This window comes from Maribacter sp. R86514 (assembly GCF_044597005.1).
Lineage (GTDB): Bacteria > Bacteroidota > Bacteroidia > Flavobacteriales > Flavobacteriaceae > Maribacter.
The window spans coordinates 220,348-246,094 of sequence record NZ_CP138999.1 but is presented as its reverse complement, the minus strand read 5'-3'; the positions used below and the strand labels follow the sequence as shown (position 1 = coordinate 246,094).

The following is a 25,747-nucleotide window of genomic DNA, read 5'->3' as shown; positions in this document are numbered from 1 at the left end:
TTGCCCCCAACTCAGACTACATATTAAAAGAGGAAGTATGAACCAGCCGTATCTCAATTTTAAATTTTAAAGAATGAATCTACAAACTCGTGCTTATTGAATGCCTGTAAATCTTCAATACCTTCACCTACACCAATATACTTCACCGGAATTTTGAATTGATCAGAAATTCCGATAACAACACCACCTTTTGCCGTTCCATCTAGTTTGGTGATGGCTAAGGCAGTTACCTCCGTAGCCTTTGTAAACTGTTTTGCTTGTTCAAATGCATTTTGACCCGTAGAACCATCTAACACCAATAATACTTCATGCGGCGTATCTTCAACTACCTTCTGCATTACACGTTTAACCTTGGTCAACTCATTCATTAAGTTCACCTTATTATGCAAACGCCCAGCCGTATCTATGATAACTACATCGGCATCTTGGGTAACGGCAGAACTCAACGTATCAAAAGCAACGGATGCAGGATCACTTCCCATTTGTTGTTTTACAATGGGCACATCTACACGATCAGCCCAAACTTGTAACTGATCAATTGCAGCTGCTCTAAATGTATCTGCAGCACCCAACACTACTTTTAAACCCTGGTTTTTAAATCTATGTGCCAACTTACCAATAGTGGTTGTTTTACCAACACCATTTACACCAACGACCATTATTACATAGGGCTTTTTATCTTTTGGTATCTGAATATCGCCAGTTTCGCTGTCATTAGTTTCAGAAAGCAGACCAGCAATTTCAGCTCTTAAAATAGAGTTAAGCTCATCTGTACCTACATACTTATCTCGAGCTACCCTTGCTTCTATTCTTTCAATAATTTTCAATGTAGTATCTACACCAACATCTGAAGAAACCAGTACTTCTTCAAGATTATCTAAAACATCATCATCAACTTTAGACTTACCGGCAACTGCTTTTCCTAATTTAGAAAAAAAGCTTGTTTTTGTTTTCTCCAAACCTTTATCTAAGGTTTCCTTTTTCTGAGAAGAAAATATTTTTTTAAATAAACTCATTTTTGATTGTATGGTTAGTCAAATATAAAAAATTAAAAAGCCCCTTTCGTAGGAAAGGGGCTCAATAACTACTAAAAGTTATATTTCTTATTTCTTGGCAATCCAAGCATCTACCAATTCTGGTGGCATTACTTGCTCTACAAAAACGTAAGCACCTGATTTTGGTGACTTAACCATTTTTATAGCTTTTGTCAATCTTTTAGAACTTGTCTGTAAACTTGCTACGGTTTTCTTAGCCATGACTTATATTTTTTGTGATTCTCTAAAGTGAAAATCTATTTAATTTCTTTGTGAAGGGTCATTCTCTTAAGAATAGGATTGAATTTTTTAATTTCCAATCTCTCAGGAGTATTCTTCTTATTCTTGGTAGTGATATATCTTGAAGTACCTGGTTGACCAGATTCTTTATGCTCAGTGCATTCTAATATAACTTGTATTCTATTACCTTTCTTTGCCATCTTATCGCTCTATTTTCCAGATTACTTAATAACGAATCCTTTTGCTTTTGCTTCTTTTAAAACAGCAGATATACCTTTCTTATTGATACTTTTTAAAGCTCTTGTAGATACTTTAAGAGTTATCCAACGGTCTTCCTCTGGAATGTAAAAACGTTTTTTAGATAGATTTACATCAAATCTTCTTCTAGTTTTATTAATGGAAAACGAAACATTGTTTCCAAACATCGCCTTCTTACCCGTAATTTCACAAACTTTTGACATCGTGCTGACTTTTTCTTTTAAACAGGGTGCAAATTTATATCTTTTTTATCGTTCCAACAACAATAAAGATCACATTTTTAAAATTTCTTTTTGAAGAAGCTCAAATGCCTTATTTACAGACTTTTCCACAACTCTCTCACGGGTGCTTCCCATTTGAAATTTTTGTACATATTTTGACTTCGGACCATCGATCGCAATAAATACCGTTCCAACCTCTGCATTTGAATCTCCTTTTGTAGGTCCTGCATTACCAGTTGTTGCTATTGCATAATCGGTTTTTAGCAATTCTTTTGCCCCTTTTGCCATTGCCGTAGCAACTTCTGCACTAACTACAGAATATTGATCTACAATTTCTTTAGGTACATTCAATACATTTATTTTTGCTTCTGTAGCATAACTGACCACACTTCCTTTAAAATAATTGGACGCACCAGGTATTGAAGTAATCTTCTCGGCAATTTTACCACCTGTAAAACTCTCTGCAGTGGATAAGGTTAAATTTTTGCTAGTTAATAATTTCGCTACAATCTCTTCTATACTTTCGTCATCTTCAAGACCAAATATAATATCATCGATTAAAGGGTGTAATTTTTCAATTTCAGCGTTCATCGCCGTTTCCAACTCATAAAGACTAGGTCCTTTACCCGATAAACGCAACCTCACTTTACCTAGATTAGGTAAATAAGCTAATTTTATATTAACTGGCAATGCACCTTCCCAAGCCTCTATACGTTTGGCAATTGCACTTTCTCCCAAACCATAAGTAACTACAGTTCTATGGATAATATGTGGTCTTTTATAATAAGATGCCAATTTAGGAATCACAGATTCCGTCATTAGGTGCTTCATTTCAAAAGGCACACCCGGCATAGAAATAAACGTAACTTCATTTTCCCTTATCAGCATACCAGGAGCGGTACCATTGGCATTATGCAAGACTTCTGCCTTACTAGGTACTAGAGCCTGCATCCTATTAATATCGGATATTGGGGTATTACTTATATATTTAGCGAACAGTTCTTCTACATGTGCCAATACCTCTGTATTCTCAACAAGGGTATCATTAAAGAACTCACATAAAGTATGTTTGGTAATGTCATCTTTTGTAGGACCCAGACCACCTGTGATGATGACTACATCTACGCGTTCTGATGCATCTTTAAAAGCATTTAATAAATGTTCGCGTTCATCTTGAATAGAAGTTATTTGATAAACCGAGATACCAATCTTATTTAACTCCTTACCAATAAATGCGGAATTAGTATCAATAACTTGACCGATGAGAATTTCATCGCCAATAGTAATAATTTCTGCAAGCATTATAACTGGAAGTCATTTTTTAATTCTGCCACAACCTGATTGATATCGGTTTTCAGCATCGGAAATCTTTTCTCGATCTCTGCCATATTAGCCTCTTGCTTACCTAAAGTTTCTAACTCCAAGGCTATGGCACGTGTTTGCTCCATCCCCAATAAATCTACATTAGGCTTAATTTTATGTGCAAGCTTATAGACTTGTACATGGTCTTTTTCCTCCAGTGCTTTCTCCAAGGCTTGTAAATCTTCTGGAACTTCTTCCAAAAAAACAGATATAACAGAATTTATAAAATCCTGATCCCCCTCTGCCATCTCATTAATCTTATCCAGGTTATAAATCATTATTTAATTTTTAAGGTAAAAAGTTGTTTATCTTCCAAACTACCCGTAAGATAGTCATTTGGACTTATCTTGCCAACACCCGCAGGTGTTCCTGTAAAAATAATATCTCCTTTTTTTAACATAAAGAACGTTGAAACATAGGCAATTATTTCATCAATCTTCCAAAGCATTAAACTAGTATTGCCATCTTGAACGACTTCACCATTCTTTATCAACTTAAAATTTAGATTATTAATATCTTCATAATCAGTTTTAGGAAGCCATTCCCCTATCACGGCAGCACCATCAAACCCCTTTGATTTTTCCCATGGCAACCCCTTGTCTTTTAATTTAGATTGCAAATCTCTTGCGGTAAAATCTATACCCAATCCTATTTCGTCATAATAAGTAGGTGCAAATTCTTTAGCTATATGCTTACCTACTTTTTTAATTTTAACCAAGACCTCAACCTCATAATGCACATTATCTGTAAATTCTGGAATATAAAAATCTTGCTGTTTAGGCAAAACAGATGAATCTGGCTTTATAAAAACCACAGGTTCTTCCGGTCTTTCATTCTTTAACTCATCAATATGTGCTGTATAATTTCTACCTATGCATATAATTTTCATCCCAGACTTATTTTTTCTTAGACAATTTTAAACTGATGGCAGGAATTAAGTTTTCATTATTACCAGGTGCCTTTATCCCAAATTCATTCCACTCGCCCATACCGTAAACCATAGTTTTAAAATTCTGATTCTTTTGATATACCGCAGCAAATGTAGGTGCAAAACGATCTTCCACTACATTCTTATTTGTAATGGCATGTTTGTACGTATTTGTATACCAATTATAAGGAAGGAAAATCCACTCTAGCCCTATATACACACCTTCGTCTGGCATTCTTATACCCATGCTTGAAAGATCTATGGAAACATAATCTTCTTTTGTAGAGCTCTCTAATATGATGCTTTTGCGAATTAAATCGTGATTTGGTTTACGTGTCTTTTTATCTACATCATAAACACGAAGTCTAAATTTAGACGAAGCTCTTTTAAACTTGCTATTCTGTTGTACATGAATAGTTATTTTCTGTAGATACTTTTTGGCAGCACCTATATTTGGAAAATACAAAGCCAATACCCAAGGGGTCTCTGCAGACGAGAATCCACTTTTAATACTATACGAACTCACAGGATTTAACACCTGTGAATCACCCAAACTTTGAGAAACCACCACCTCTTCAAGCTCAAAGGTTTCTTCTTTCATGTAAATCTTCTTCTTTTCAGAAATTACCTTTGCAGGCATAATGGTGTCTTTAAAGCCCAATGCCGAAATATGCACGTCTCGCTCTAAATATGATTCAGGTACATCTATATAAAAATAACCTTCTTCATCACTAGAAGTTCCTTTAAGCGTTTTTAAAAAACTTATGTTGGCGTATGGTACGGCAGTTTTCGTTTTATCATCATATACATGACCCTCGACCAAAACTTCTTGGGCATGACCAATACCCATTATCATTAAAAACAATACTAAACAAATTCGCATTTTAACTTAATTTATTATTGAGTTTGCTCAGTTTAATTTGAGTAAGGATCTTTTTAGTATACAATGGAAAATCCGCATTTAGCATCCAGCCAAAATAACCTGGTTCATTTTCTAAAACCGCATGTACTTTTTTGCCCTTATGCTTACCAAAAGAGAAAACTTCTTCACCTTCCTCATCCAACGCTATAAAACCTGCGAAATCTACAGATTGCTTTCTTCTTGAGAATTCTGATAGTTTTTTTATATTGTTTTCTAAATCAGGATACCTATCTAACTGAGAAAGCAACACCTCGTAAGTAGCATTGGTATCTGCCGCGGCACTGTGGGCATCGGTAAGGTCTTTATCGCAATAAAATTTATAAGCAGCTTCTAGGGTACGTTTTTCCATTTTATGAAAAATGGTCTGTACATCTACAGATACTGTATTTTTCATATCAAAATCTATATCTGCACGTAATAGTTCTTCTGCCAACAAAGGAATATCGAATCGGTCAGAATTAAATCCGCCTAAATCACTATCCTTTATAATCTTATAAATTTCTTTAGAAAGTTCTTTGAAGGTTGGCTCGTTAGCCACTTTTTCATTGGTAATACCATGAACGGCAATTACCTCTTCCGGTATCACCATTTCAGGATTTACCAACCACGTTTTACTTTCTTTTTTACCGTTAGGGTATACTTTTAAAATCGCTATTTCTACAATACGATCTTTTGCTACATTAACCCCAGTTGTCTCTAAATCAAAGAAACAAATAGGTCTGGTAAGCTTTAATTCCATAAGTGTTTAACTTTTAACAAAAATACACTTTCGTTTTTTAGACACATAAAATTACTCGCGATTAATTTTATTTCAAATCAAAAAGCTGAAGAAAATACGGATTTGCCTAAATAGTCAATCAATTTTACACTACCCAAACTAACAGGTACAATGAATTAAAAACTATATAATAAGAAAAAAAATACCCCATTACACATTTCGTATAATGGGGTATTGTAATTATAATATCTCTTTAGGCTTACACCTCTCTATTAACGTCCCAACCTTCCAGATAGTCTGCAACAGCTTTGGCGAACATACTACCTAAAGCGCCATTAACCACTCGGTGATCATAGCTATGAGATAAATACATTTTGCTACGCACTGCAATTACATCACCTTCTGAAGTTTCAATAACCGAAGGAATTTTTCTTATAGCTCCCAATGCCATAATACCTACTTGTGGCTGATTGATGATAGGAGTTCCGAACACACTACCAAACGTACCAACATTGGTTACCGTATAAGTACCACCTTGTACCTCATCTGGCTTAAGCGCATTGTTTCTAGAACGGTCTGCCAAATCATTTACGACTTTAGCTATACCCAATAAATTTAACTGATCCGCATTTTTTATAACCGGAACTATCAAATTACCATCTGGCAGGGCTGCGGCCATACCTATATTTATATTCTTCTTTTTTATAACGTTATCACCATCAACTGAAATATTCATCATAGGATATTTCTTTAATGCCACGGCAACAGCTTCCATAAAAATCGGGGTAAACGTAAACTTCTCACCTTCTCTTTTAAAGAAAGCATCTTTGATTTTATTTCGCCATGTAACGATATTGGTTACATCTACCTCTATAAAACTCTGTACATGTGCAGATGTAGAAACACTATCTGCCATATGCTTGGCAATCAATTTGCCCATTCTCGACATTGGTATTACCTCATCGCCACGAGAAACCTGCATTTTCGGTTTTTCTGGAGCAGGTTTTGGAGCAGTAGTCGATTTAGGTTTGGCAGGTTCTGTTTTAGCGGTAACCGCAGGTGCCGTAACCTTTTCAGGTGTAGATACCGTAGCTGGTTCTCTAACTGGCACTTCAACCCTATGCTGCACAACTTCCCTTTTTGGAGCTGCTACCTTTTCTACCGATTTACTTTCTCCTCTGTTTACATAATTTAGAATGTCATCTTTGGTGACCCTACCATCTTTTCCCGTACCGGGAATAGTTTCAAGAACTTCAAAAGAGATACCTTCTTCTCTTGCTATGTTCTTAACTAAGGGAGAGTAAAAACGATCAGAAGTTCCATTCAACTGCGCTGTAGATGTCTCTGCCCTAGCGTGCATAACCGCTGATTCTGCCGCCACAACCATTTCTTGAAGAACCGGCTCTGGTTCTGCTATTTCTTGAACGGTTTCTGTAGCATCACTTACATCAACATCACCACTTACTTGAATTATAGCTACCGTTTGACCGACCTCTACCACATCATCAACATTAAAGCATTTTTCAATTAAAACACCATCAACCTCACTTGGCACTTCACTATCAACCTTATCCGTAGCAATTTCAAAAATGGCCTCGTCCATCTCAATCGTATCACCTACCTCTTTCAACCATGACGTTAATGTTGCTTCTGCAACACTCTCTCCCATACGTGGTAGTTTCAATTCAAATTTTGACATATCGATAATTTAAAGCTTGTTTTGTTTATGTTTTTTGCAAAAATAATAAAATAAATACCTTTTTATTGATATTTAAACGAAAATCAAGTGCTAATCTTGTCTTAACGACCCCTCAAATGGCACCCTATTCAAAATACTTCGTCCTAAAGTGACCTCATCAGCATACTCCAATTCATCGCCAACCGCTATTCCTCTTGCTATGGTAGACGTTTTAACATCCAACCCCTCTATCTGTCTAAAAATATAAAAATTGGTAGTATCGCCCTCCATGGTAGAACTCAACGCAAAAATCAACTCCTTTATTACGCCTTTTCTCACTTTATCTACCAAAGTTCCTATTTTCAAATTTTGTGGACCAATACCTTCCATAGGAGATATTTTACCACCAAGAACATGGTACTTACCTCTAAATTGACCTGTATTTTCAATTGCCATGACATCCCTAATATCTTCAACGACACAAACCAATGCGCCATCTCTTTTAGGGTTGGCACATATTTCGCACATTGTTGTATCTGAAATATTATGGCAATTTTCACAAAATTGAATTTTACCTCTTAAATCTACCAAAGATGTAGATAGATTTTCTGTACGTTGCTCTGGCTGTTTTAATAAATGCAATACCAAACGTAATGCAGTTCGCTTACCAATACCCGGTAATTGCGAAACTTCATACACTGCGTTTTCCAATAATTTCGATGAAAAATCCATAAGATAATATGGGTATAAATTTACGATTAAACTTATAATGCTAATCGTATAGTTTTCTTAAATTTTAACAAAACTACAGCATAATCGACGCTATCAGCTATAATAGTATAAAAGAGATACATTCTTGTCGTTACTATCAATGCATTTTAAACTCTTTGGGCGGCGTCATTTAACTTTTTGTAATTTGGCGCAAATTTAACAACATGAACGCCTCTCATATTTTACTTCTAATTACCGGCTACTTTGTTTTGCTGTTGGTTATTTCATACTTCACCGGCAAAAACGATTCTAACGAAGATTTTTTTAAAGCTGGTAAACAGTCGCCATGGTATTTGGTTGCATTTGGTATGGTGGGCGCCTCTTTATCTGGTGTTACCTTTATTTCTGTACCAGGATGGGTTAAGGCTTCTGAATTCAGTTATATGCAAGTTGTTTTTGGATACTTTTTAGGTTACATGGTTACGGCATTTGTATTACTACCTGTTTATTATAAACAGAATGTAACCTCTATTTATCAGTATTTAGATGATAGATTTGGCTTTGTAAGTTATAAGGTGGGCGCTATCTCATTTTTTATCTCAAGAGTTCTGGGCGCTGCTTTTCGTTTATTTCTAGTTGCTATTGTTCTGCAACAATTCGTGTTCGATGCTTGGAACGTACCTTTTGAAATCACTGTTGTTCTATCGATATTGCTAATTTGGATTTATACCTTTAAAGGTGGAATCAAAACAATTGTTTGGACAGATACTTTGCAAACTTTATTTATGTTGGTATCCGTAGGGTTATCCATTTATTTCATACTGGAAAAAATGGATTGGACTTTTATGGAATTCTTGAACTCGCCAGAATTAGGTCAGTATAGCAAAACCTTTTTTACTGACGACCTTTCTTCTAAAAACCATTTGGTAAAATCGTTTTTAGGTGGAATGTTCATTACCATTTGTATGACAGGACTTGATCAAGATATGATGCAAAAAAACCTGACATGTAGAAACTTAGGAGAAGCTCAAAAAAATATGGTCAGCTTCAGTATCGTACTGGTCATAGTTACTTTTGTTTTCATGCTTCTCGGCGCTCTTTTATTTATTTATGCAGATACATATAATATAGCCTTACCACTTATGGATGGCTCACCGAAATCTGATCTTTTATTTCCAGAAATTGCACTTAATAGTGGTTTAGGCATTACAGTTGCCGTTACGTTCATGTTAGGTTTAATTGCAGCTGCTTACAGTAGCGCAGACAGTGCACTTACCTCATTGACCACATCATTTTGTATAGATTTTCTAGGTACGGAGAACAAATCTGAACATGTGGCTAAAAAGACCCGTAGAATAACACATGTTGGCATGAGCGTTCTATTAATTCTAGTAGTAATCTCTTTTAAATATATATTGGATAAAAATGTAATTGACGGGCTGCTCACTGTTGCCTCATACACCTACGGTCCTTTATTAGGGTTATTCTCCTTTGGCATTTTCACCAAACATCAAGTAAAAGATAAATATGTATGGATCGTGGCTCTAATTTGCGTATCCATAATACTCATTTTAGCAAAACTACCTAGTGACTTTTTTGGTGGCTATGTCTTCGGTTATGAACTTTTACCATTGAATGGTCTGATGACTTTTATAGGATTATGGCTTATTCGCAAAAAAAATACTGTCGCCAGCATTAACGATATCACTTAATATTGACCAGTACCTAAAAGTACCAAAGTACAAGCAACATCTACCTCTATACCGCTACTTTCCAACAACTTATAAAACTCTGGGTTTTCTGTTCCCGGATTAAAAATTACTCTATTCGGTGCCAGCGAAATTATCTCCTCATAATATTCTTCTTGTCTATTTGGATTTATATATAGGGTAATTGTGTGAATATCGTTAAATTTGTCTAGATTGTTACTGATATTTACACCAGAAACCGTACCTTCTCTTAAACCATAAGCCAAGGTTTCTACGCCCGAATCTACTAATCGATGAATTGCTATATTGCTGTATCGATTTGGTTTTAAGGAGGCTCCGAAAACTAGAGTCTTTTTCATAATATTAGATTGTTAAAAATTGATTAACTTGTAACTATTAAGACAATATTTCGTCTATTAAAATAGTTAAGTATTCTTACAAGATTATAATATTGTTGGTAACGCTATATGTTTATAGTTAATGGTTAGTGTTTAGTATAGCCTATCAACATGTTGAAGCCCGACTTCCAATTTATTTAGGAATGTTCGGGTTTCTTTTTTTTTAAAACTTGACAGACACTTACCATAATAACTGCACTTCATTTTTTCGATAAAACGAAAGACGAAGTAACATTTATAACATAATTACGTCTATTACTTTATATAGGGAGTTTAATTAAGAAGATTGGTTGGTTTTTTCTTATTAAGTAAAACTATATAGCACCCATAGCCAAAACTATGGGTGCTTTATTTTTACCATCTAATAATGACACTGCCCCAGGTAAAACCACTACCAAATGCAGCTAATACTACCAAGTCTCCACTTTTCACCTTACCTTCTTCCCAAGCTTCTGTAAGTGCAATAGGGATAGATGCAGCTGTAGTGTTACCATATTTCATAATATTATTGAAAACCTGGTCATCACTTAACTGGAATTTCTTTTGAATAAATTGAGATATTCTCAAATTCGCTTGATGCGGAACCAATAAATCGATATCGGTCGCATTTAATTTATTTTTTTCTAAACCTTCTACAATTACCTCACTGAAACGAACAACTGCATTTTTGAATACAAACTGACCATTCATATGTGGAAAGTAAGATTCATCATTTGGATCATTGTCCTCCATGATATCGGTTACCCATCTGTTACCCATACCAGGCGCTATAAGAGAAAGCTCTTCTGCATGCTGACCTTCTGAATGTAGGTGTGTTGACAATATACCTTTGGTAGTATCTTCTTCTCTAGTTAAAACTGCCGCACCGGCCCCATCACCGAATATTACAGAAACTCCCCTACCCCTTGTGGTCATATCCAAACCATGAGAGTGAAGTTCTGACCCTATAACAAGTACATTTTTATACATACCTGTTTTAATATATTGATCAGCAATAGATAATGCATACACAAAACCAGAACATTGATTTCTAACGTCTAATGCACCTACGGTTTTAATTCCTAAATCTCGTTGTACCAATACACCAGGACCAGGGAAATAATAATCAGGACTCAAAGTTGCAAAAATGATAAAATCAATATCATCCTTATCTATACCAGCTCTTTCAATGGCAACTTTAGCGGCTTTTACACCCATAGTCGTGGTGGTATCTCCATCGCCCCTAATTACATGTCTTCTTTCTTTAATACCGGTTCTTTCTTGAATCCAAGCATCATTAGTATCCATCACTTTTGACAAATCATCATTTGTCACTACGTTTTCAGGTACATAATGACCTAAGCCGATTATTTTTGAATTATACATAGTATTTTTTTAATCCTGATAAAACTCAGGTTGAATTAGTGTTGCAATATAAACAACTATTGAGAAATTTTTTAAAAAATATAACAATCATCTATTATTAAAATAAGCGAGAAATTACAAGTTCAAATATTTCTGATAGTCGTTAACTTTTATATTCGATTTTAAATCATGCAGAAGATTATATAGACCAAAGAAAGTACGATTCATATACAAGAAGTGCTTAGACCCTCTATTTCCATTCATTTTACGTATTTGCTTATCTGAAGAGAATTGTTCTCCCAATGCCGCAATTTTGTCCCAAAAAACCTCATCGCCAAAATAAAAATCATCTTCATGAAAAGGTGATGTAAACAAACTTAATAATTGATGAAATATGGATTTGAAAAATGATATTTCTTCGGGTGTATCATTAGGCATCAATATTTCAAGCTCGTATAACTTTTCTGTAAACTTTTCATCATTTGATATCACCTCTGGTCTTGCCAATTCAAAATACGGTACATAGAAAGTATCCGGTACTTCTTTAATACATCCAAAATCAATAGCGATAAGCTCCTCATTATCATTCACCAAAAAATTACCTGGGTGCGGATCTGCATGCGCTTTTCTTAAGCCGTGAATTTGAAACATATAGAAATCCCACAATGCCTGACCTAACTTATCTCCTGTTGCCTGAGAAAAATCAGTTTTTGTAAATTCACTCAAGTGTTTACCGGTCATCCAATCCATTGTTATTATACGTGAACTAGACAATTCTGTATAATATTTGGGGAAATTGATATTAGGTATTACCGAACATGCTTCGGTAATCTCTTTACTTTGTGCTACTTCTAAAATATAATCTGTCTCTTCTACCAGTTTATTTTCAACTTCTTTGAAATATTTATCTGAATCTTTGCCTTGAAGATTGAACATACGAATAGCAATAGGCTTTACAATCGCCAAATCGCTGCTTATACTTTGTGCTACACCTGGGTACTGAATTTTTACCGCTAAATTTTTACCGTCTTTGGTTGCTTTATGCACCTGACCTATACTAGCTGCATTAATAGAATCTTTATCGAACGTATCAAAAACTTCTTCTGGATACTTATCTAAATACTTCTTAAATGTCTTTCTAACCAACGGTGCCGATAAAGGGGGAACTGAAAATTGCGAAAGTGAAAACTTTTCTACATAAGCATTAGGCAGTAAATTTTTCTCCATGCTCAACATCTGGGCAACCTTAAGCGCACTACCCTTCAATGATTTTAACCCGTCATATATATCTGCGGCATTATCTTCGTTCAACTCGTCTTTAGTCGTGTCGGGATTTATTATTTTCTTACCCAAATACTTGGCATAATTACCACCAATCTTAGCTCCGGTTTTCACCAGCTTGCTTGCACGCTCTATTTTTCCGGTAGGTATTTTATCAAGTGTTTTCAAATCGTATGAGTTAGATTAGGCAAAGGTTTCTTTGTAAAGAAATTTCCCAAAGTCTAGAATATTCTCTAGTGGTGTGTTATCGAATACATCAAAAATGGTGTTTACAGATTTTTCAATAGCAACATCTGTTTTTTCAAATGCGGCAGAATCATCCGATTTCCAAAAATTCATTAAAAACATAGTCTGTAACCATGCCCCTTCTGAAAACAATTGCGGGTTGTGTTTCGTAATTTTTAAATTCTTGTCTGCATTTCCATCTGCAATCAAACCCTTAGAGAATTCTTTAATATTTTTTCTAAGTCCTTTTAACTGCTCCAAATTTTTAAACTGTCCAGAAGCACTATCCATTATGAATAAGATATAACTTCTATTCAATGTCATTACTTCAAAAAAGGTATAGAAAAACGTAAGCATCTTTTCTCTATTGGTAAAATCTTGATACTCTTTATTTTTCTCTATCACACTAACCGTGTTGGTGTAAAATGTATTCCAAATACCTTTCTTGATGGCTTCTATCGATCCAAAGTGAAGATAAAAATCTGACTCTTCAATAGCATTTACTTTACAAAATTTATAAACTGTTTTAGGTAACTTCTCGTTTTCTAAGACGTAGTCCATAAACATTGTTATAATCGTCTCTTTTGTTACTTTTTTAGCTTTTGCAGGCATATCGAATAATTTTTATTTAAGGTACGATGTAGATTTCATAGTTAGAAGTTTTAGCCGAACATTAGCTTATATTTAATAAAAACGTGCTATCAGATGATAGCACGTTCCTAAACAACCTAACCAATAAATAATCAACATGTGATTATGCTTAAAATTCTTTTTCATAGCATTTTTTCATAACCACAATACAAATATACATTATGTTTAACTTTTTTTACTATTTCATAAACAAAAATATATGTTAAACTTTTAAAGGCAGTAAACTGTCAGTTTGTCACAATAAGATATTATGGTATTTTTTTTGACCAATAGCAACGAACAATCATTATTAACAATGGCCGCACTGACTGCGGCGAAAAAAATATAAAAAATGGCAACAGGTAAAATTAATGTGTCGGTAGACAACATTTTTCCACTGATCAAGAAGTTCTTGTATAGTGATCACGAAATTTTTCTAAGAGAATTAATTTCTAATGCAACAGATGCAACCTTAAAAATGAAGCACTTGACCACAATTGGCGAGGCGAAGGTTGAATATGGCAACCCTATTATAGAGGTTAAAGCAGACAAAGAAGGCAAAAAACTACATATCATTGATCAAGGTCTTGGTATGACAGAAGAAGAAGTAAAGAAATACATTAACGAGGTAGCTTTCTCTGGTGCAGAAGAGTTCTTGAACAAATATGAAGACTCTGCTAAAGATTCAGGAATTATCGGTCATTTCGGACTTGGATTCTATTCTGCGTTTATGGTTGCCCATAAAGTAGAGATCATCACCAAGAGTTTTAAAGATGAGCCAGCGGTTCATTGGTCATGCGACGGATCTCCAGAATTTATTATGGAACCAGCTGAAAAAGAAACCCGTGGTACAGAAATCATTCTTCATATCGCAGATGATTCTACCGAGTTTTTAGAAGATGGTAAAATAAACGAGCTTTTAACAAAGTATAACAAGTTTATGCCTATTCCGATCAAATTCGGAATGAAAACTGAAACTTTACCAAAGCCTGAAGGCGCAAAAGAAGAAGATCCTGCGCCAACGCAAGAGGTCGATAATATCATTAACAACCCTAACCCGGCATGGACAAAGCAACCTGCAGATTTAAAGCCAGAAGACTATAAGAGTTTTTACAGAGAGCTTTACCCAATGCAATTTGAGGAGCCTTTGTTCAATATTCACTTAAATGTAGATTATCCTTTTAATCTTACGGGTATTTTATATTTTCCAAAACTTTCTAACGATTTAAATCAGCAGAAAGATAGAATTCAACTATACCAAAACCAGGTATTCGTTACTGATAACGTTGAAGGTATTGTTCCTGAATTCTTAACCATGCTACGTGGTGTTATAGATTCTCCAGATATTCCGTTAAACGTATCTCGTTCGTATTTACAGGCTGATGGTGCAGTTAAGAAAATATCTTCTTACATCACTAGAAAGGTGGCTGATAAAATGAACTCGCTGTTCAAAAATGATCGTGCCGAGTTTGAAGCGAAGTGGAACGATATCAAAATCGTTATTGAATACGGAATGCTTTCTGAAGATAAGTTCTTTGACAAAGCAGATAAGTTTGCACTTTACCCAACCGTAGATGGTTCTTACTTTACGTTTGAAGAGTTGCAAGAGAAAATAAAAGATGCACAGACAGACAAAGACGGAAAAACAGTTATTCTCTACGCATCTGACAAAGAAGCACAACACAGTTATATTGAAACTGCAAAGGCTAAAGGTTACGAAGTATTGCTATTAGATTCGCCAATCATCGGTCACTTAATGCAGAAGCTAGAAAGCTCTAAAGAGAATATTTGTTTTGCTCGTGTAGATGCCGATCATATTGACAAATTGATCCAAAAGGAAGAAACTCAAATCTCTAAATTATCTGAAGAAGAAAAAGAGACTTTGAAGAAAGAATTGGAAGAAGCTATTACCGATAAAAGCTTTACCGTTCAATTAGAAGCTATGGACAGCGATTCTTCTCCGTTCACAATTACAGAGCCTGAGTTTATGCGTCGTATGAAAGAAATGCAACAGACCGGCGGTGGCGGTGGTATGTTTGGCATGGGTTCTATGCCAGACATGTATAACCTGATCGTTAATACGAATCACCCATTGGTTAGCGAGTTTTTGAATACAAAGACAGCGAAGAAAAAAGAGCGATTGATCAATCAATCACTTGACTTGGCGAAGTTATCTAAAGGCTTACTTAAAGGTAAAGCTTTAACAGATTTCATTAAGCGTAGCTACGAGATGGTAAAGTAATTTCCATTTCCTATAATCTTAAGAAAAGCCACTACATTTTTTGTAGTGGCTTTTTTGTTAAATGTTGTTATCTTTCAATTGAGAAATCACTGACCAAATGAAAAACGACTACCGTAGTAATCAATTTAAAAAACTACTGGATAACCTACAGCAAGAAAGCTGGCAACTGGAGCTCATTATTTCTGGGTTTGCTATTTACGGATTAATAGCTGGATATGATTCAATAGAATTAGAATATTTGAAAGCTGTTCAAAAAGAGGAAGGTTTTAATAGTTTTATGTTAAGCATACTTTTAACAAGCATGTTAATATTGATAGGTGTTTTATTAACACACGTTATAATAAGAGGTTTATGGATTGGCGCAATTGGATTAAGATATGTTTCCGGTGATATTGATTATGAAAGCTTGAATTATTCAGAAAAATTCTCAGATTTTTTAAAAGAAAAGGTAGGTTCGTTTGATCATTATATTTATAGACTTGAGAATATTTGCAGCACCTTATTTGCGCTAGCTTTCTTAATGATTTTCTATTTAATTTCATTTTTTATGGTCATAGGTATTATGGTTGTGACTATAAGTTATCTTGAAATAATCAAATCTATTTCTGAAACGTTTTATGAATTTATAAATGGGAGTTTCATTTTTATTTACGTATTCAGTATCCTATTATTATTGATTGATTTTCTAGGAGCTGGTATTTTAAAAAAGTACAAATGGACATCAATAATATACTATCCAATTTATAGGATATTTAGCTACATTACTCTTTCGTTTTTATACAGACCCTTAGTATATAATTTCTTAGATCAGAAAAAAGCGCGTTGGATCGGTATATTAATAGTACCCGTTTATTTTATAGTTTCATTTTTTTCTTCTGGTTTTGGTACGTTACGATCTAACTACCTAGACCATCAACAAAACACTTCTCAACAATTTACAGGTAAAGAAAATTACGAAGACCAATTATTAGAAGATATTGATATGGTGAATTTTGCCTCAATACCATCTAAAATTATAGAAAAATCCTATTTACCGGTATTTATAAACTATACTAATTATATGGAAGATGCTGTTTTTAAAAATGACTCTACACTTTTACCCGAAGAAGATGAAAGAGGCTTTGGCTTTCATTTAACTAACATGCAGTCAGCTTCAGGTTTAGTTAGTTTTCAAGTTGCACCAATAGACAATCTCGAAAATCAATCTAAATATTTAAAGGTATTCGATTCTATTTTCGAACTTCAAATAGACTCAAAAAAACAAGTTTATAATTTTAATTTGACTAAAAATAGACAAGAACAGTTTGGTTTTGAAACTATTTTAGATATTGAAGAATTATCAAGAGGAAAACATTTTCTTAGAATAATCGGTCCGGACGAAAAGGAAAAAGGAGTTTTTGAAAGAGATACGCTGATTACCATCCCCTTCTGGTACTTCCCAGAAAATAGCTCATCACAAAATGTTCAAGATACTAGCATATTACTAGACACTGTGACAACTAAGCAATACAAATAGTCTAATTTCTAAATTTAGAAATTAGCAAATATGAAGCATAAAAATCTATAGTTAATCATTTACATAAGCTGTTTTTAACCAATTTAGTAACAGTTTGGTCAACTTTAGGTAAACCTTTGATTATAAATACTAGTGCTTTTTTTATCTTCACCATATGAAGGTGATTTCAACGAACATAGGAGATGCAGTAACTTTTGAGTGGAACGGTGCCAAAGAGCAAACCGGTATCTTCAAATATCCAACTTCTAAAAGTTTATTTCTAACTAAAAATGACGTTAAAGATGACACTGTAATAGACCGTGTTCACCATGGTGGCACCAACAAAGCATGCTATCTTTTCTCTGCCGACTACTATGATTATTGGAAGAATCTTTACCCAAATTTAGAATGGGATTGGGGCATGTTTGGTGAAAACCTAACCGTAGAAGGTCTTGATGAATCTAAAATTCGTGTTGGCGATATTTATAAACTAGGCAAGGCGCTCGTACAAATTTCTCAGCCACGTGAACCTTGTTATAAACTTGGCGTCCGTTTTGGCACACAAAAAATCCTTAAAGAATTTATCACCCATAATCACCCAGGTACTTACGTAAAAATACTAGAAGAAGGTCTTGTAGCTGCCGGAGATGAAATGGTATTAATGGAACAATCTGAAAATACATTTACCACTCAACAATTTTATGAATTGATCTTCGCAAAAGAAAAATCAAAAGATTTACTGGAACTATTCATGACCAACGAAGCTGTACCGCAATACAAAAAGGACAGGTTCAAGAAATACCTATCATAATTTTAATATACATCAATGAAAAAGATACTTATAACATTTACCCTAATTTTTGGGCTACAGACTCAAGCGCAATTAAGAACGAACGGTGAAATTTCTACCAATCCCACGGTACATAATATTGGCTTTGTAACCTTATTGGCTCATTATTATGACGACGGTTTAAAATTGAATCCGTTAAACGCTACTTTTCAAGGTGATAATAGATTCAATGACACTTTACCAAATTTTCTTTCTGATAGTTACAAGAAAGAACTGGTCAACTATTACCAAACCTATTTAGAAAAAGCGGAGAAATTTGACAATTCGCAACTTTCTGAAAGTGAGCTAATGTCCAAATCTATATTAAAATGGGAATGTGAAGTAAATTTAGAGGGACTAGCTTTTGAGCAGTACACTCCAATAGACCAAATGTGGTCTATGAATTTAATGATGGGGCAATTAGCCGGTGGCACAAGTGCGCAACCTTTTGAGACTACCGAAGATTATATAAACTGGAGCAAGCGTTTAGAAGATTATGAAGTCTGGTTACACTCAGCCAAATCTAAAATGCAAGAAGGTATAAAGGCTCAAAATGTTTTACCTAAATCGCTTATCAAAAAAGTATTACCTCAACTAGCCAGTGTTGCTAACACCGAACTTGAAGACAACTTGTTTTACAGTCCGATTAAAAACTTCCCTGCAGATTTTTCCGACTCAGATAAACAACGATTAACCGAAATTTATACAAATGTAATTACCAATAAAATAATTCCTGCATACAAAGAACTTCATGATTTTATGGCTACCGAATATTTAAATGCAGGTAGAGAAACTAGTGGTATCCAAGGAATACCAGACGGTGATGAGTACTACGCGCATCAAATTAAGCTATATACCACTACTAATATGACTGCTTCAGAAATCCATGAAATTGGATTAAAAGAAGTCGCTAGAATTAGCGCTGAAATGGAAGCTGTTAAAAAGCAAGTAGGTTTTAAAGGTGACCTAAAAGCGTTCTTTAATGAAGTTCGTAACAAAAAGGAACTGATGCCTTTTAAAGACCCACAAGAGGTTATCGATAATTTCAATGACATCCACAAAAGAATGATGCCTAAGGTAAATGCTTTATTTAGCAAACAACCTAAAACTCCTTTTGAGGTAAGACGAACAGAGGCTTTTAGAGAAGCTTCTGCCAGTGCAGAATACAACCCTGGTTCTTTAGATGGTACCAGACCTGGAATATTTTATGTTCCTATACCAGACGTTACCTCTTACAACACCTACTCTGATGAAGACTTGTTCTTGCATGAGGCTATACCAGGGCACCACTTTCAAATTTCACTGACACAAGAAAATGAAAATTTACCCGAGTTCAGAAAAACACTTTGGTATAGCGCATATGGCGAAGGTTGGGCTTTGTACACAGAATCTTTAGGTAAAGAGCTAGGTTTGTACACTGACCCATACCAATATTTTGGTATGCTTGGGGCAGAAATGCACCGTGCTGTTCGTTTGGTCGTAGATACTGGTTTGCATTCTAAAGGATGGTCTAGAGAAAAAGCAATTCAATATTCTTTAGATAACGAAGCAGAATCCGAGGCTAGTATTACCGCAGAAATAGAAAGATATATGGCAAATCCTGGTCAGGCACTATCCTATAAAATAGGTCAGCTAAAAATCATGGAACTTCGTGCTAAAGCCGAAGCTAATCTTGGTAAAGATTTTGACATTAAAGTATTTCATGAGAAAGTTTTAGAAGTAGGGTGCGTACCGTTAGCGTTACTTGAAGAAAAAATCATGAATTGGATTTCCGCAAACACCAAAGCTTAACATATTAAACTTTAAAATACGTATGACTTATCCGTGGCACTTATATGTAATGGGCGCAATCTATATTTTTGCGGGCTTTATGCATTTTATAAAACCTAAGATATACCTTAGAATTATGCCACGCTACTTACCTGCTCACAAAGCTTTGGTTCTGCTAAGCGGTGTAGCAGAGATTGTTCTAGGTATTGGTCTATTTTTTAAAAAGACCAAAAACTTTTCCATTTATGGCATTATTGCTATGCTTGCCGTATTCTTATTGGTGCACTTTTATATGTTGTCTAGCGAAAAGGCAAGTGCAGGATTACCAAAGTGGGCGCTTTTACTGAGATTGCCAATACAATTTGCTTTAATGTATTGGGCTTTTATGTACTTAAAATTATAGCAAAAAAAAGGGGACGCTCCCGTCCCCTTCTTAAATCAACTTAAATCAACTTAATTAACAACAAACTCTTCAGTATATGTTTTACCTGCAGACTTAACGGTAACCGTGTAAGTACCAGGGAAAGCATCTGTGAAATTGAATGCTTTTTCAACAATCAACTCATCTGCTACTTCTTGTGTAAATACTGTTCTACTTTCTGTATCGTAAATCTTGATAGACATATCTGCTCTATCTAAGTTTAAATAGTTCATGAAGATCATATTATCAGTCTTTCTAAAGAAAGGCTTGATCTCTTCATCAGATTCTACGATTTTCACATTATCGTTATCTAAAACGATTGTATATGAATATGCTGTCATATTATCATCGGCAGATAAGAAGTATACTCCATCCGTCAAATCTTTAAGGTTTAATTTCTTGCTAAACTGACCTTCGGTCATTTTTTCTGAATAAATAACATTTAAATCAGAATCCATTAACTTAACCTGTACACCATTTGTAGATGCATCCATTGTTAAAACCACACTCTTGGCTTTACCCGCAGATAATAGGTTTAATTTTGGCTCTCTTGCCATGCCTGCTACTGTAGCTAACATAAAGGCAACAACTGTTGTGAATTTTACTAGGTTTTTCATAATATAAATTATTTAAGGGTTAATGATAATTTACACTACAAACATACAGCCGTTATAAAGCTCTCACTACATCATATTTTCCCTATTTGTGTGCTATTTTAACCACTTCATATATCCATTATTACCCTATGGTTAAGATGCCACATATTTTAGTTAATTTTGCAAAGAACATACAAATTAGAAGGATTAATTTTATAGTATAATCCCCTAGTATCATGGTAAAACAAAAACCTACATTCGAAGCTATTAAACCAGATTTTGGTCATTCTTTCACTTATCAGAAGTTTGATGAACATCGATTGAATAAAAATAACCTTTGGCACTACCACCCAGAATTGGAGTTAGTATATGTAAATGGTGGCTCTGGTAAAAGGCAAATCGGTAGTCATGTATCATATTATACGAATGGTGACCTTATATTAATAGGTAGTAATCTACCTCATTGCGGCTTTACAGATGCCCTTACCGGTAATACTAGTGAAACGGTTGTTCAAATGAAGTTAGATTTTCTGGGTCCAGACTTCTTTAGCCTTCCCGAGATGAAAAAAATTGCAAGCTTGTTTAATAGCGCTAGTGGCGGAATTGCTTTTTCTGGGAAGACAAAACGGAAAATAGGAGATAAAATGGAAGTTTTGGAATATCAGACAGATTTTCAAAGACTATTATCCATCCTTAATATATTAAACGAACTCGGTAATTCAGATGATATGCGGTTATTGAATGCGGAAGGTTTTTCATTTACCACAGACGTTAAGGATAATGACCGTATTAACATTGTATTCAATCACGTTAAAAATAATTTTAGAGAAGAACTTACCCTAGAGGAGATATCTTCTATGGTAAGTATGACTATACCGTCTTTCTGTAGGTACTTTAAAAAGATTACGAATAAGACTTTCGTACAATTTGTAAATGAATATAGATTGGTACATGCTTCTAAGCTACTTGCAGAAAAGCCTATGAGTATTACGGAGGTTTGTTTTGAATGCGGATTCAATAACTTTTCTCACTTCAATAAATCTTTTAAAGCATTTACAGGTCAAAATCCGTCAGAGTACAGGAATGAGTTAAAGAATGTTATGGTGTAAAAGTTATACCTTATATATAGTACTAAAATTTTAAAGCTTCTAAATGGTAAATTCCACCTCATTTAGAAGCTTTTTTTTCCTATTTTTTTGAGTTATAAAAAAACGGATACGTGTTCTTCACTATTTATTTTCATGTAGTACCTTTATACCGCTATGATAAAAGAATTTACAGAAAGAGAATTAGATCGTATTATTGAGATGGCATGGGAAGACCGTACGCCGTTTGAGGCCATTACATTTCAATTTGGTATTAGCGAACAGGAGACTATTGAAGTCATGCGTCGCGAAATGAAACCAAGTAGTTTTAGAATGTGGCGCAAACGTGTTCAAGGTCGCGCTACAAAACATGCTAAATTAAGATCCGATGAAATGGACCGATTTAGATGTTCTAGACAACGCCACATTACAGGAAATAAAATATCTAAACGATAATTATTTAAATGCCTCGTTCAATACTGCAGCAAGGCGAACTCCGCCTTTTTGCAATTGATCTTCTACGGTATGCCACCAATCATAACTATAACGGTAGCTTAGTTTTTCACCTGACTCAACAGAGGCATAAACTTTCTCTGCCAATTGGTGAGATTCCTCAACCCAATCAAGCAAACTTCCGCTCTGTAGAAATTTTATTTGTTCCTTTGACATTTCTGGGTATTCCGTAGCCAGTTCTGTAAAACTCATTCCGTTTTCATCAATCATATTAGAATCCCATACTCTATGTAAGTTAGTTCCGTTACCAAACCATTGTAGCTGAATATCGTTACCACCTTTGTCCTCTACCCTTCCTACATGCATAGGTTGGTGTAGATCTCCAATTAAGTGAACCAAGAATTTTAGATAAAAAGCTTTATCTTCTTTACTGCTGTTTTCGTCCTTTATAATTTCCAAACATGTATTAACCCCTTGTACCAAATCCCCATATTCATTCTTCTCTATTTCTTCATAGGTTTTTCCAAACGGAATATTTACATAATGCCATGCACTGAATTTACGGTATGTTCGATCAGATTTTATTTCATCACCAAAATTGGCAACAGCAGCCAAACTCTCCCCCTCCAATAAATCTTCAATAGCACGTTTTGCCTTTTTACTTAAATACTGTTCCGCAACTTCACCAACAACCCTATGTCCGGTTTTTGACCAATACATATCATTTGCAAAAGTGAAATTCGATACCAAAAAAAGTAAAATAATATAATTTTTCATCACTAAAATTTTGCCCAAAAATAGTACAACAAATTTTAAGGCATTGTTAAAACTTGGTAAGATTAAATTTATATCTGAACTTGCAGGCATGAAGAAGAAGACGAGAAAATCATCTAAACGAAAATTTAGTATCCGCAAATTAATCGGCTTAGGTATTCTGGGTCTTTTTGCCCTGTTCATTCTATTCATTGTTAGTGTTAATATTGGTTTGTGGGGGAAAATTCCTTCTAAAAAAGAACTTTCAAATTTTCAATATCAAATGGCATCTGAGGTTTTTACCGCAGATAGTGTGTTGATCGGTAAATATTATTTGTACGATAGACAACCTGTTACCTTTCAAGATTTTCCTGATCATTTGATACAGGCATTAGTTGCCATTGAAGATGAGCGTTTTTATGAGCACTCTGGTGTGGACATCAGAAGTTTGGTTAGAGTAGGTTTTAAAACCGTACTATTAGGCGATAATTCTTCTGGTGGTGGCAGTACCCTTACCCAACAGTTGGCAAAAAATTTATATCCCAGAAAAGAAAGGAATAAAACGAGTATAGTAGTCGATAAGGTCAAAGAGATGATTATTGCCAAAAGGCTGGAAAAGATTTTTACTAAAGATGAAATTCTAACTAATTATTTAAATACAGTTTCCTTTGGCGATAATACTTTTGGTATTGAAAGTGCCGCGCTAAAATTTTTCAATTCCAGAACTAAAGATATAACCGCCCCCCAAGCAGCAACATTAGTGGGTATGCTAAAGGCTACTTATGGTTACAACCCAAGAATATTCCCAGAGAAAAGTCTTGGCAGGCGTAATTTAGTATTGCGTGCCATGTATAACAATGATTTTATTACCGAAGAACAGGTTACGAAATTCTCGCAAGAAGGTCTTGGTCTCGATTATAGGGAGTTTGATTACAATGCCGGAATTGCACCTTATTTTAGAGAAGAGGTCCGCAAGGAAATGCTAAACTGGATCACAGAACAAAACGAAGCTGATACAGATTACAACATATACACTTCAGGATTAAAAATTTACACCACCCTAAACTACAAAATGCAAAAATTGGCTGAAGAAGCCATGGTTGACCACATGACCAAATTGCAGCATAGTTTTGAAAAAAGCTATGGTTCTAACGCTCCTTGGTTAAAAGACAATAAACTGATAGAAAAAATAGCCAAACGAACACCAACGTATAAAAGGCTGCAGCATTCTGGCTTATCGCATACCCAAATTATAGATAGCTTATCTAAAAACAAACAAAAAAGAATTTTTAAATCATGGCAAGCAGATGAAGAAATAACAGCCAGTACTATCGATAGTATTCAGCATTACGCCAAATTCTTAAATACGGGCTCTTTAGCTGTAGACCCTACTAATGGTGATATTTTGGTATGGATCGGCGGTATTAATTTTGAACAGTTTAAATATGATCATATTTCGCAAAGTAAACGCCAGGTCGGCTCTACATTTAAACCCATTGTTTACACAACTGCTGTAGAACAAGGTGTTTCTCCATGTACCTATTTCTCTGCCGAAGAAATAGAATATGATAATCTAAAGGGTTGGTCACCTTCTAACTCTGGTAATAAGGACGAAGCGTACCTCAACTATTCAATGGAAGAAGGTCTTAGCAATTCCATCAACACCATTGCTGTAAAAGTATTGGAAAAAGCCGGTATTGATAATGTATTAAACATGGCTAAAAAAATGGGTGTTGAAGACAAATTACCTAAAGAAGCTTCTATTGCCCTTGGTACTGGTGAAATCAAAATCATCGATTTGGCACAAGCGTATACGAGTTATGCAAATAATGGCAAGCATATTCAACCAAATTTGATTAAAAGCATTTCTAATCATAAAGACTCCATTTTAGCTGAGTTTAAGCCCAAATTGAACGAAAAAGCCGCTTTTTCTAAAGAAACTAGTCAGATAATGATTGAAATGATGAAATCTACGGTCAATTCTGGAACGGCGGCTAGACTTAGAAATACATACGGACTCAAAAATGACATTGCCGGTAAAACAGGTACTACCCAAAATAATAAAGATGCTTGGTTTGTTGCCTTGACCACTAAACTGGTTCACATTACTTGGGTGGGTCTTGATCAACATGAAATCGGATTCAGTAATACGAGTATCGGGCAAGGTGCAAATGCCGCTCTACCCCTATTTGCACTTTTGATGCAAGAATTGAACAAAGACAAAGATTTTAACATCTATACAAAATCTAATTTTCCAAAACCTTCTACTTCTGTATTAGAAGTATTGAATTGCGACCCCGTTAAACGTGACGGATTCTTTAAACGTCTTTTTAAAAATCCGAATAAAAAGAAAAGTAAAAAATTTAAAGGGTAACTCTTTACTAAGAATATAACTGCAATTATAGTTTGGCATTTTTTTAACAAAACAAAATCTTAAATTTGGT

General features: G+C 34.7%; 26 protein-coding genes. 9 read left to right on the top strand and 17 right to left on the bottom strand.

Annotated elements, in window-relative coordinates:
- Positions 1-59: 59 nt before the first annotated feature.
- From ftsY to recR, 11 genes are all read right to left on the bottom strand, one after another.
- A complete protein-coding gene (ftsY, locus tag SJY30_RS01020) occupies positions 60-1,016 on the bottom strand; it encodes a signal recognition particle-docking protein FtsY (protein ID WP_036155858.1) in 957 nt (318 codons plus the stop codon).
- Between the two features lie 87 nt (positions 1,017-1,103).
- Entirely contained in the window at positions 1,104-1,256 is a 153-nt protein-coding gene (locus SJY30_RS01015; RefSeq protein WP_071340023.1) for a DUF4295 domain-containing protein, read from the bottom strand.
- Positions 1,257-1,291: 35 nt separating this feature from the next.
- A complete protein-coding gene (rpmG, locus tag SJY30_RS01010) occupies positions 1,292-1,474 on the bottom strand; it encodes a 50S ribosomal protein L33 (RefSeq protein ID WP_027067805.1) in 183 nt (60 codons plus the stop codon).
- Between the two features lie 21 nt (positions 1,475-1,495).
- Complete coding sequence (gene rpmB, locus SJY30_RS01005) at positions 1,496-1,735, bottom strand: 50S ribosomal protein L28 (RefSeq protein WP_036155860.1); 240 nt, start codon at positions 1,733-1,735, stop codon at positions 1,496-1,498.
- 69 nt (positions 1,736-1,804) lie between these two features.
- Positions 1,805-3,055: a competence/damage-inducible protein A gene (locus SJY30_RS01000; RefSeq protein WP_396633771.1), complete on the bottom strand. Its 1,251-nt coding sequence runs from the start codon at positions 3,053-3,055 to the stop codon at positions 1,805-1,807.
- Entirely contained in the window at positions 3,055-3,393 is a 339-nt protein-coding gene (locus SJY30_RS00995; RefSeq protein ID WP_396633770.1) for an Hpt domain-containing protein, read from the bottom strand. The genes SJY30_RS01000 and SJY30_RS00995 overlap by 1 nt, the downstream gene beginning before the upstream one ends.
- Positions 3,393-4,004, bottom strand: a complete 612-nt coding sequence (locus SJY30_RS00990) for a fumarylacetoacetate hydrolase family protein (RefSeq protein ID WP_396633769.1) — start codon at positions 4,002-4,004, stop codon at positions 3,393-3,395. Before SJY30_RS00990 ends, SJY30_RS00995 begins: the two co-directional genes overlap by 1 nt.
- Before the next feature lie 7 nt (positions 4,005-4,011).
- Complete coding sequence (locus SJY30_RS00985; protein WP_396633768.1) at positions 4,012-4,926, bottom strand: carboxypeptidase-like regulatory domain-containing protein; 915 nt, start codon at positions 4,924-4,926, stop codon at positions 4,012-4,014.
- Between the two features lies 1 nt (position 4,927).
- A complete protein-coding gene (locus SJY30_RS00980; RefSeq protein WP_396633767.1) occupies positions 4,928-5,704 on the bottom strand; it encodes an exonuclease domain-containing protein in 777 nt (258 codons plus the stop codon).
- A 238-nt stretch (positions 5,705-5,942) separates the two neighbouring features.
- Complete coding sequence (locus SJY30_RS00975) at positions 5,943-7,382, bottom strand: 2-oxo acid dehydrogenase subunit E2 (protein WP_396633766.1); 1,440 nt, start codon at positions 7,380-7,382, stop codon at positions 5,943-5,945.
- A 90-nt stretch (positions 7,383-7,472) separates the two neighbouring features.
- Positions 7,473-8,093, bottom strand: a complete 621-nt coding sequence (gene recR, locus SJY30_RS00970) for a recombination mediator RecR (protein WP_396633765.1) — start codon at positions 8,091-8,093, stop codon at positions 7,473-7,475.
- 203 nt (positions 8,094-8,296) lie between these two features.
- On the opposite strand from recR, the gene SJY30_RS00965 reads away from it, so the two are divergent.
- Complete coding sequence (locus tag SJY30_RS00965) at positions 8,297-9,784, top strand: sodium:solute symporter (RefSeq protein WP_396633764.1); 1,488 nt, start codon at positions 8,297-8,299, stop codon at positions 9,782-9,784.
- On the opposite strand, the gene SJY30_RS00960 is transcribed toward SJY30_RS00965, so the two are convergent.
- The 4 genes from SJY30_RS00960 to SJY30_RS00945 all read right to left on the bottom strand — a co-directional run bounded on the left by SJY30_RS00960 (position 9,781) and on the right by SJY30_RS00945 (position 13,641).
- Positions 9,781-10,140 (bottom strand): CoA-binding protein, encoded by a 360-nt coding sequence (locus SJY30_RS00960; RefSeq protein ID WP_396633763.1) that lies wholly within the window; start codon positions 10,138-10,140, stop codon positions 9,781-9,783. The genes SJY30_RS00965 and SJY30_RS00960 overlap by 4 nt on opposite strands.
- Positions 10,141-10,533: 393 nt before the next feature.
- On the bottom strand, positions 10,534-11,544 hold the full coding sequence (locus SJY30_RS00955) for a beta-ketoacyl-ACP synthase III (protein WP_396633762.1): 1,011 nt from the start codon (positions 11,542-11,544) through the stop codon (positions 10,534-10,536).
- 114 nt (positions 11,545-11,658) lie between these two features.
- Positions 11,659-12,972 (bottom strand): ABC1 kinase family protein, encoded by a 1,314-nt coding sequence (locus tag SJY30_RS00950; RefSeq protein ID WP_396633761.1) that lies wholly within the window; start codon positions 12,970-12,972, stop codon positions 11,659-11,661.
- Positions 12,973-12,987: 15 nt separating this feature from the next.
- Positions 12,988-13,641: a TetR family transcriptional regulator C-terminal domain-containing protein gene (locus SJY30_RS00945; protein ID WP_396633760.1), complete on the bottom strand. Its 654-nt coding sequence runs from the start codon at positions 13,639-13,641 to the stop codon at positions 12,988-12,990.
- A gap of 370 nt (positions 13,642-14,011) precedes the next feature.
- Between SJY30_RS00945 and htpG the strand changes: the two genes are divergently transcribed.
- The 5 genes from htpG (at position 14,012) to SJY30_RS00920 (ending at position 20,398) form a co-directional block, all read left to right on the top strand.
- Positions 14,012-15,901: a molecular chaperone HtpG gene (htpG, locus tag SJY30_RS00940; protein WP_396633759.1), complete on the top strand. Its 1,890-nt coding sequence runs from the start codon at positions 14,012-14,014 to the stop codon at positions 15,899-15,901.
- 97 nt (positions 15,902-15,998) lie between these two features.
- On the top strand, positions 15,999-17,417 hold the full coding sequence (locus SJY30_RS00935) for a hypothetical protein (protein WP_396633758.1): 1,419 nt from the start codon (positions 15,999-16,001) through the stop codon (positions 17,415-17,417).
- 154 nt (positions 17,418-17,571) lie between these two features.
- Positions 17,572-18,207, top strand: a complete 636-nt coding sequence (locus SJY30_RS00930) for an MOSC domain-containing protein (RefSeq protein ID WP_396633757.1) — start codon at positions 17,572-17,574, stop codon at positions 18,205-18,207.
- A gap of 15 nt (positions 18,208-18,222) precedes the next feature.
- Positions 18,223-20,016: a DUF885 domain-containing protein gene (locus SJY30_RS00925; RefSeq protein ID WP_396633756.1), complete on the top strand. Its 1,794-nt coding sequence runs from the start codon at positions 18,223-18,225 to the stop codon at positions 20,014-20,016.
- Between the two features lie 22 nt (positions 20,017-20,038).
- Entirely contained in the window at positions 20,039-20,398 is a 360-nt protein-coding gene (locus SJY30_RS00920) for a MauE/DoxX family redox-associated membrane protein (RefSeq protein ID WP_396633755.1), read from the top strand.
- Positions 20,399-20,448: 50 nt separating this feature from the next.
- Here the strand turns inward: SJY30_RS00920 and SJY30_RS00915 are convergent, their stop codons facing one another.
- A complete protein-coding gene (locus tag SJY30_RS00915; RefSeq protein WP_396633754.1) occupies positions 20,449-21,033 on the bottom strand; it encodes a hypothetical protein in 585 nt (194 codons plus the stop codon).
- A 215-nt stretch (positions 21,034-21,248) separates the two neighbouring features.
- Here SJY30_RS00915 and SJY30_RS00910 point away from each other — a divergent pair, with 215 nt between their 5' ends.
- Positions 21,249-22,121 carry an AraC family transcriptional regulator gene (locus tag SJY30_RS00910; protein ID WP_396633753.1) on the top strand — a complete coding sequence of 291 codons (873 nt, stop codon included), beginning with the start codon at positions 21,249-21,251 and terminating at the stop codon, positions 22,119-22,121.
- Positions 22,122-22,274: 153 nt separating this feature from the next.
- Positions 22,275-22,553, top strand: coding sequence for a TIGR03643 family protein (locus tag SJY30_RS00905; RefSeq protein ID WP_396633752.1), 279 nt, complete (start codon positions 22,275-22,277; stop codon positions 22,551-22,553).
- Here SJY30_RS00905 and SJY30_RS00900 read toward each other — a convergent pair whose 3' ends face one another.
- Positions 22,554-23,327 carry a S1/P1 nuclease gene (locus SJY30_RS00900; RefSeq protein WP_396633751.1) on the bottom strand — a complete coding sequence of 258 codons (774 nt, stop codon included), beginning with the start codon at positions 23,325-23,327 and terminating at the stop codon, positions 22,554-22,556. It abuts the gene before it with no gap.
- Between the two features lie 88 nt (positions 23,328-23,415).
- On the opposite strand from SJY30_RS00900, the gene SJY30_RS00895 reads away from it, so the two are divergent.
- Positions 23,416-25,677: a transglycosylase domain-containing protein gene (locus SJY30_RS00895; RefSeq protein ID WP_396633750.1), complete on the top strand. Its 2,262-nt coding sequence runs from the start codon at positions 23,416-23,418 to the stop codon at positions 25,675-25,677.
- Positions 25,678-25,747 lie beyond the last annotated feature (70 nt).

Bases quoted from the DNA above. Each gene is read 5' to 3' on its own strand.
- ftsY (WP_036155858.1), bottom strand. From the start codon at position 1,016: ATGAGTTTATTTAAAAAAATATTTTCTTCTCAGAAAAAGGAAACCTTA.
- SJY30_RS01015 (WP_071340023.1), bottom strand. From the start codon at position 1,256: ATGGCTAAGAAAACCGTAGCAAGTTTACAGACAAGTTCTAAAAGATTG.
- rpmG (WP_027067805.1), bottom strand. From the start codon at position 1,474: ATGGCAAAGAAAGGTAATAGAATACAAGTTATATTAGAATGCACTGAG.
- rpmB (WP_036155860.1), bottom strand. From the start codon at position 1,735: ATGTCAAAAGTTTGTGAAATTACGGGTAAGAAGGCGATGTTTGGAAAC.
- SJY30_RS01000 (WP_396633771.1), bottom strand. From the start codon at position 3,055: ATGCTTGCAGAAATTATTACTATTGGCGATGAAATTCTCATCGGTCAA.
- SJY30_RS00995 (WP_396633770.1), bottom strand. From the start codon at position 3,393: ATGATTTATAACCTGGATAAGATTAATGAGATGGCAGAGGGGGATCAG.
- SJY30_RS00990 (WP_396633769.1), bottom strand. From the start codon at position 4,004: ATGAAAATTATATGCATAGGTAGAAATTATACAGCACATATTGATGAG.
- SJY30_RS00985 (WP_396633768.1), bottom strand. From the start codon at position 4,926: ATGCGAATTTGTTTAGTATTGTTTTTAATGATAATGGGTATTGGTCAT.
- SJY30_RS00980 (WP_396633767.1), bottom strand. From the start codon at position 5,704: ATGGAATTAAAGCTTACCAGACCTATTTGTTTCTTTGATTTAGAGACA.
- SJY30_RS00975 (WP_396633766.1), bottom strand. From the start codon at position 7,382: ATGTCAAAATTTGAATTGAAACTACCACGTATGGGAGAGAGTGTTGCA.
- recR (WP_396633765.1), bottom strand. From the start codon at position 8,093: ATGGATTTTTCATCGAAATTATTGGAAAACGCAGTGTATGAAGTTTCG.
- SJY30_RS00965 (WP_396633764.1), top strand. From the start codon at position 8,297: ATGAACGCCTCTCATATTTTACTTCTAATTACCGGCTACTTTGTTTTG.
- SJY30_RS00960 (WP_396633763.1), bottom strand. From the start codon at position 10,140: ATGAAAAAGACTCTAGTTTTCGGAGCCTCCTTAAAACCAAATCGATAC.
- SJY30_RS00955 (WP_396633762.1), bottom strand. From the start codon at position 11,544: ATGTATAATTCAAAAATAATCGGCTTAGGTCATTATGTACCTGAAAAC.
- SJY30_RS00945 (WP_396633760.1), bottom strand. From the start codon at position 13,641: ATGCCTGCAAAAGCTAAAAAAGTAACAAAAGAGACGATTATAACAATG.
- htpG (WP_396633759.1), top strand. From the start codon at position 14,012: ATGGCAACAGGTAAAATTAATGTGTCGGTAGACAACATTTTTCCACTG.
- SJY30_RS00935 (WP_396633758.1), top strand. From the start codon at position 15,999: ATGAAAAACGACTACCGTAGTAATCAATTTAAAAAACTACTGGATAAC.
- SJY30_RS00930 (WP_396633757.1), top strand. From the start codon at position 17,572: ATGAAGGTGATTTCAACGAACATAGGAGATGCAGTAACTTTTGAGTGG.
- SJY30_RS00925 (WP_396633756.1), top strand. From the start codon at position 18,223: ATGAAAAAGATACTTATAACATTTACCCTAATTTTTGGGCTACAGACT.
- SJY30_RS00920 (WP_396633755.1), top strand. From the start codon at position 20,039: ATGACTTATCCGTGGCACTTATATGTAATGGGCGCAATCTATATTTTT.
- SJY30_RS00915 (WP_396633754.1), bottom strand. From the start codon at position 21,033: ATGAAAAACCTAGTAAAATTCACAACAGTTGTTGCCTTTATGTTAGCT.
- SJY30_RS00910 (WP_396633753.1), top strand. From the start codon at position 21,249: ATGGTAAAACAAAAACCTACATTCGAAGCTATTAAACCAGATTTTGGT.
- SJY30_RS00905 (WP_396633752.1), top strand. From the start codon at position 22,275: ATGATAAAAGAATTTACAGAAAGAGAATTAGATCGTATTATTGAGATG.
- SJY30_RS00900 (WP_396633751.1), bottom strand. From the start codon at position 23,327: ATGAAAAATTATATTATTTTACTTTTTTTGGTATCGAATTTCACTTTT.
- SJY30_RS00895 (WP_396633750.1), top strand. From the start codon at position 23,416: ATGAAGAAGAAGACGAGAAAATCATCTAAACGAAAATTTAGTATCCGC.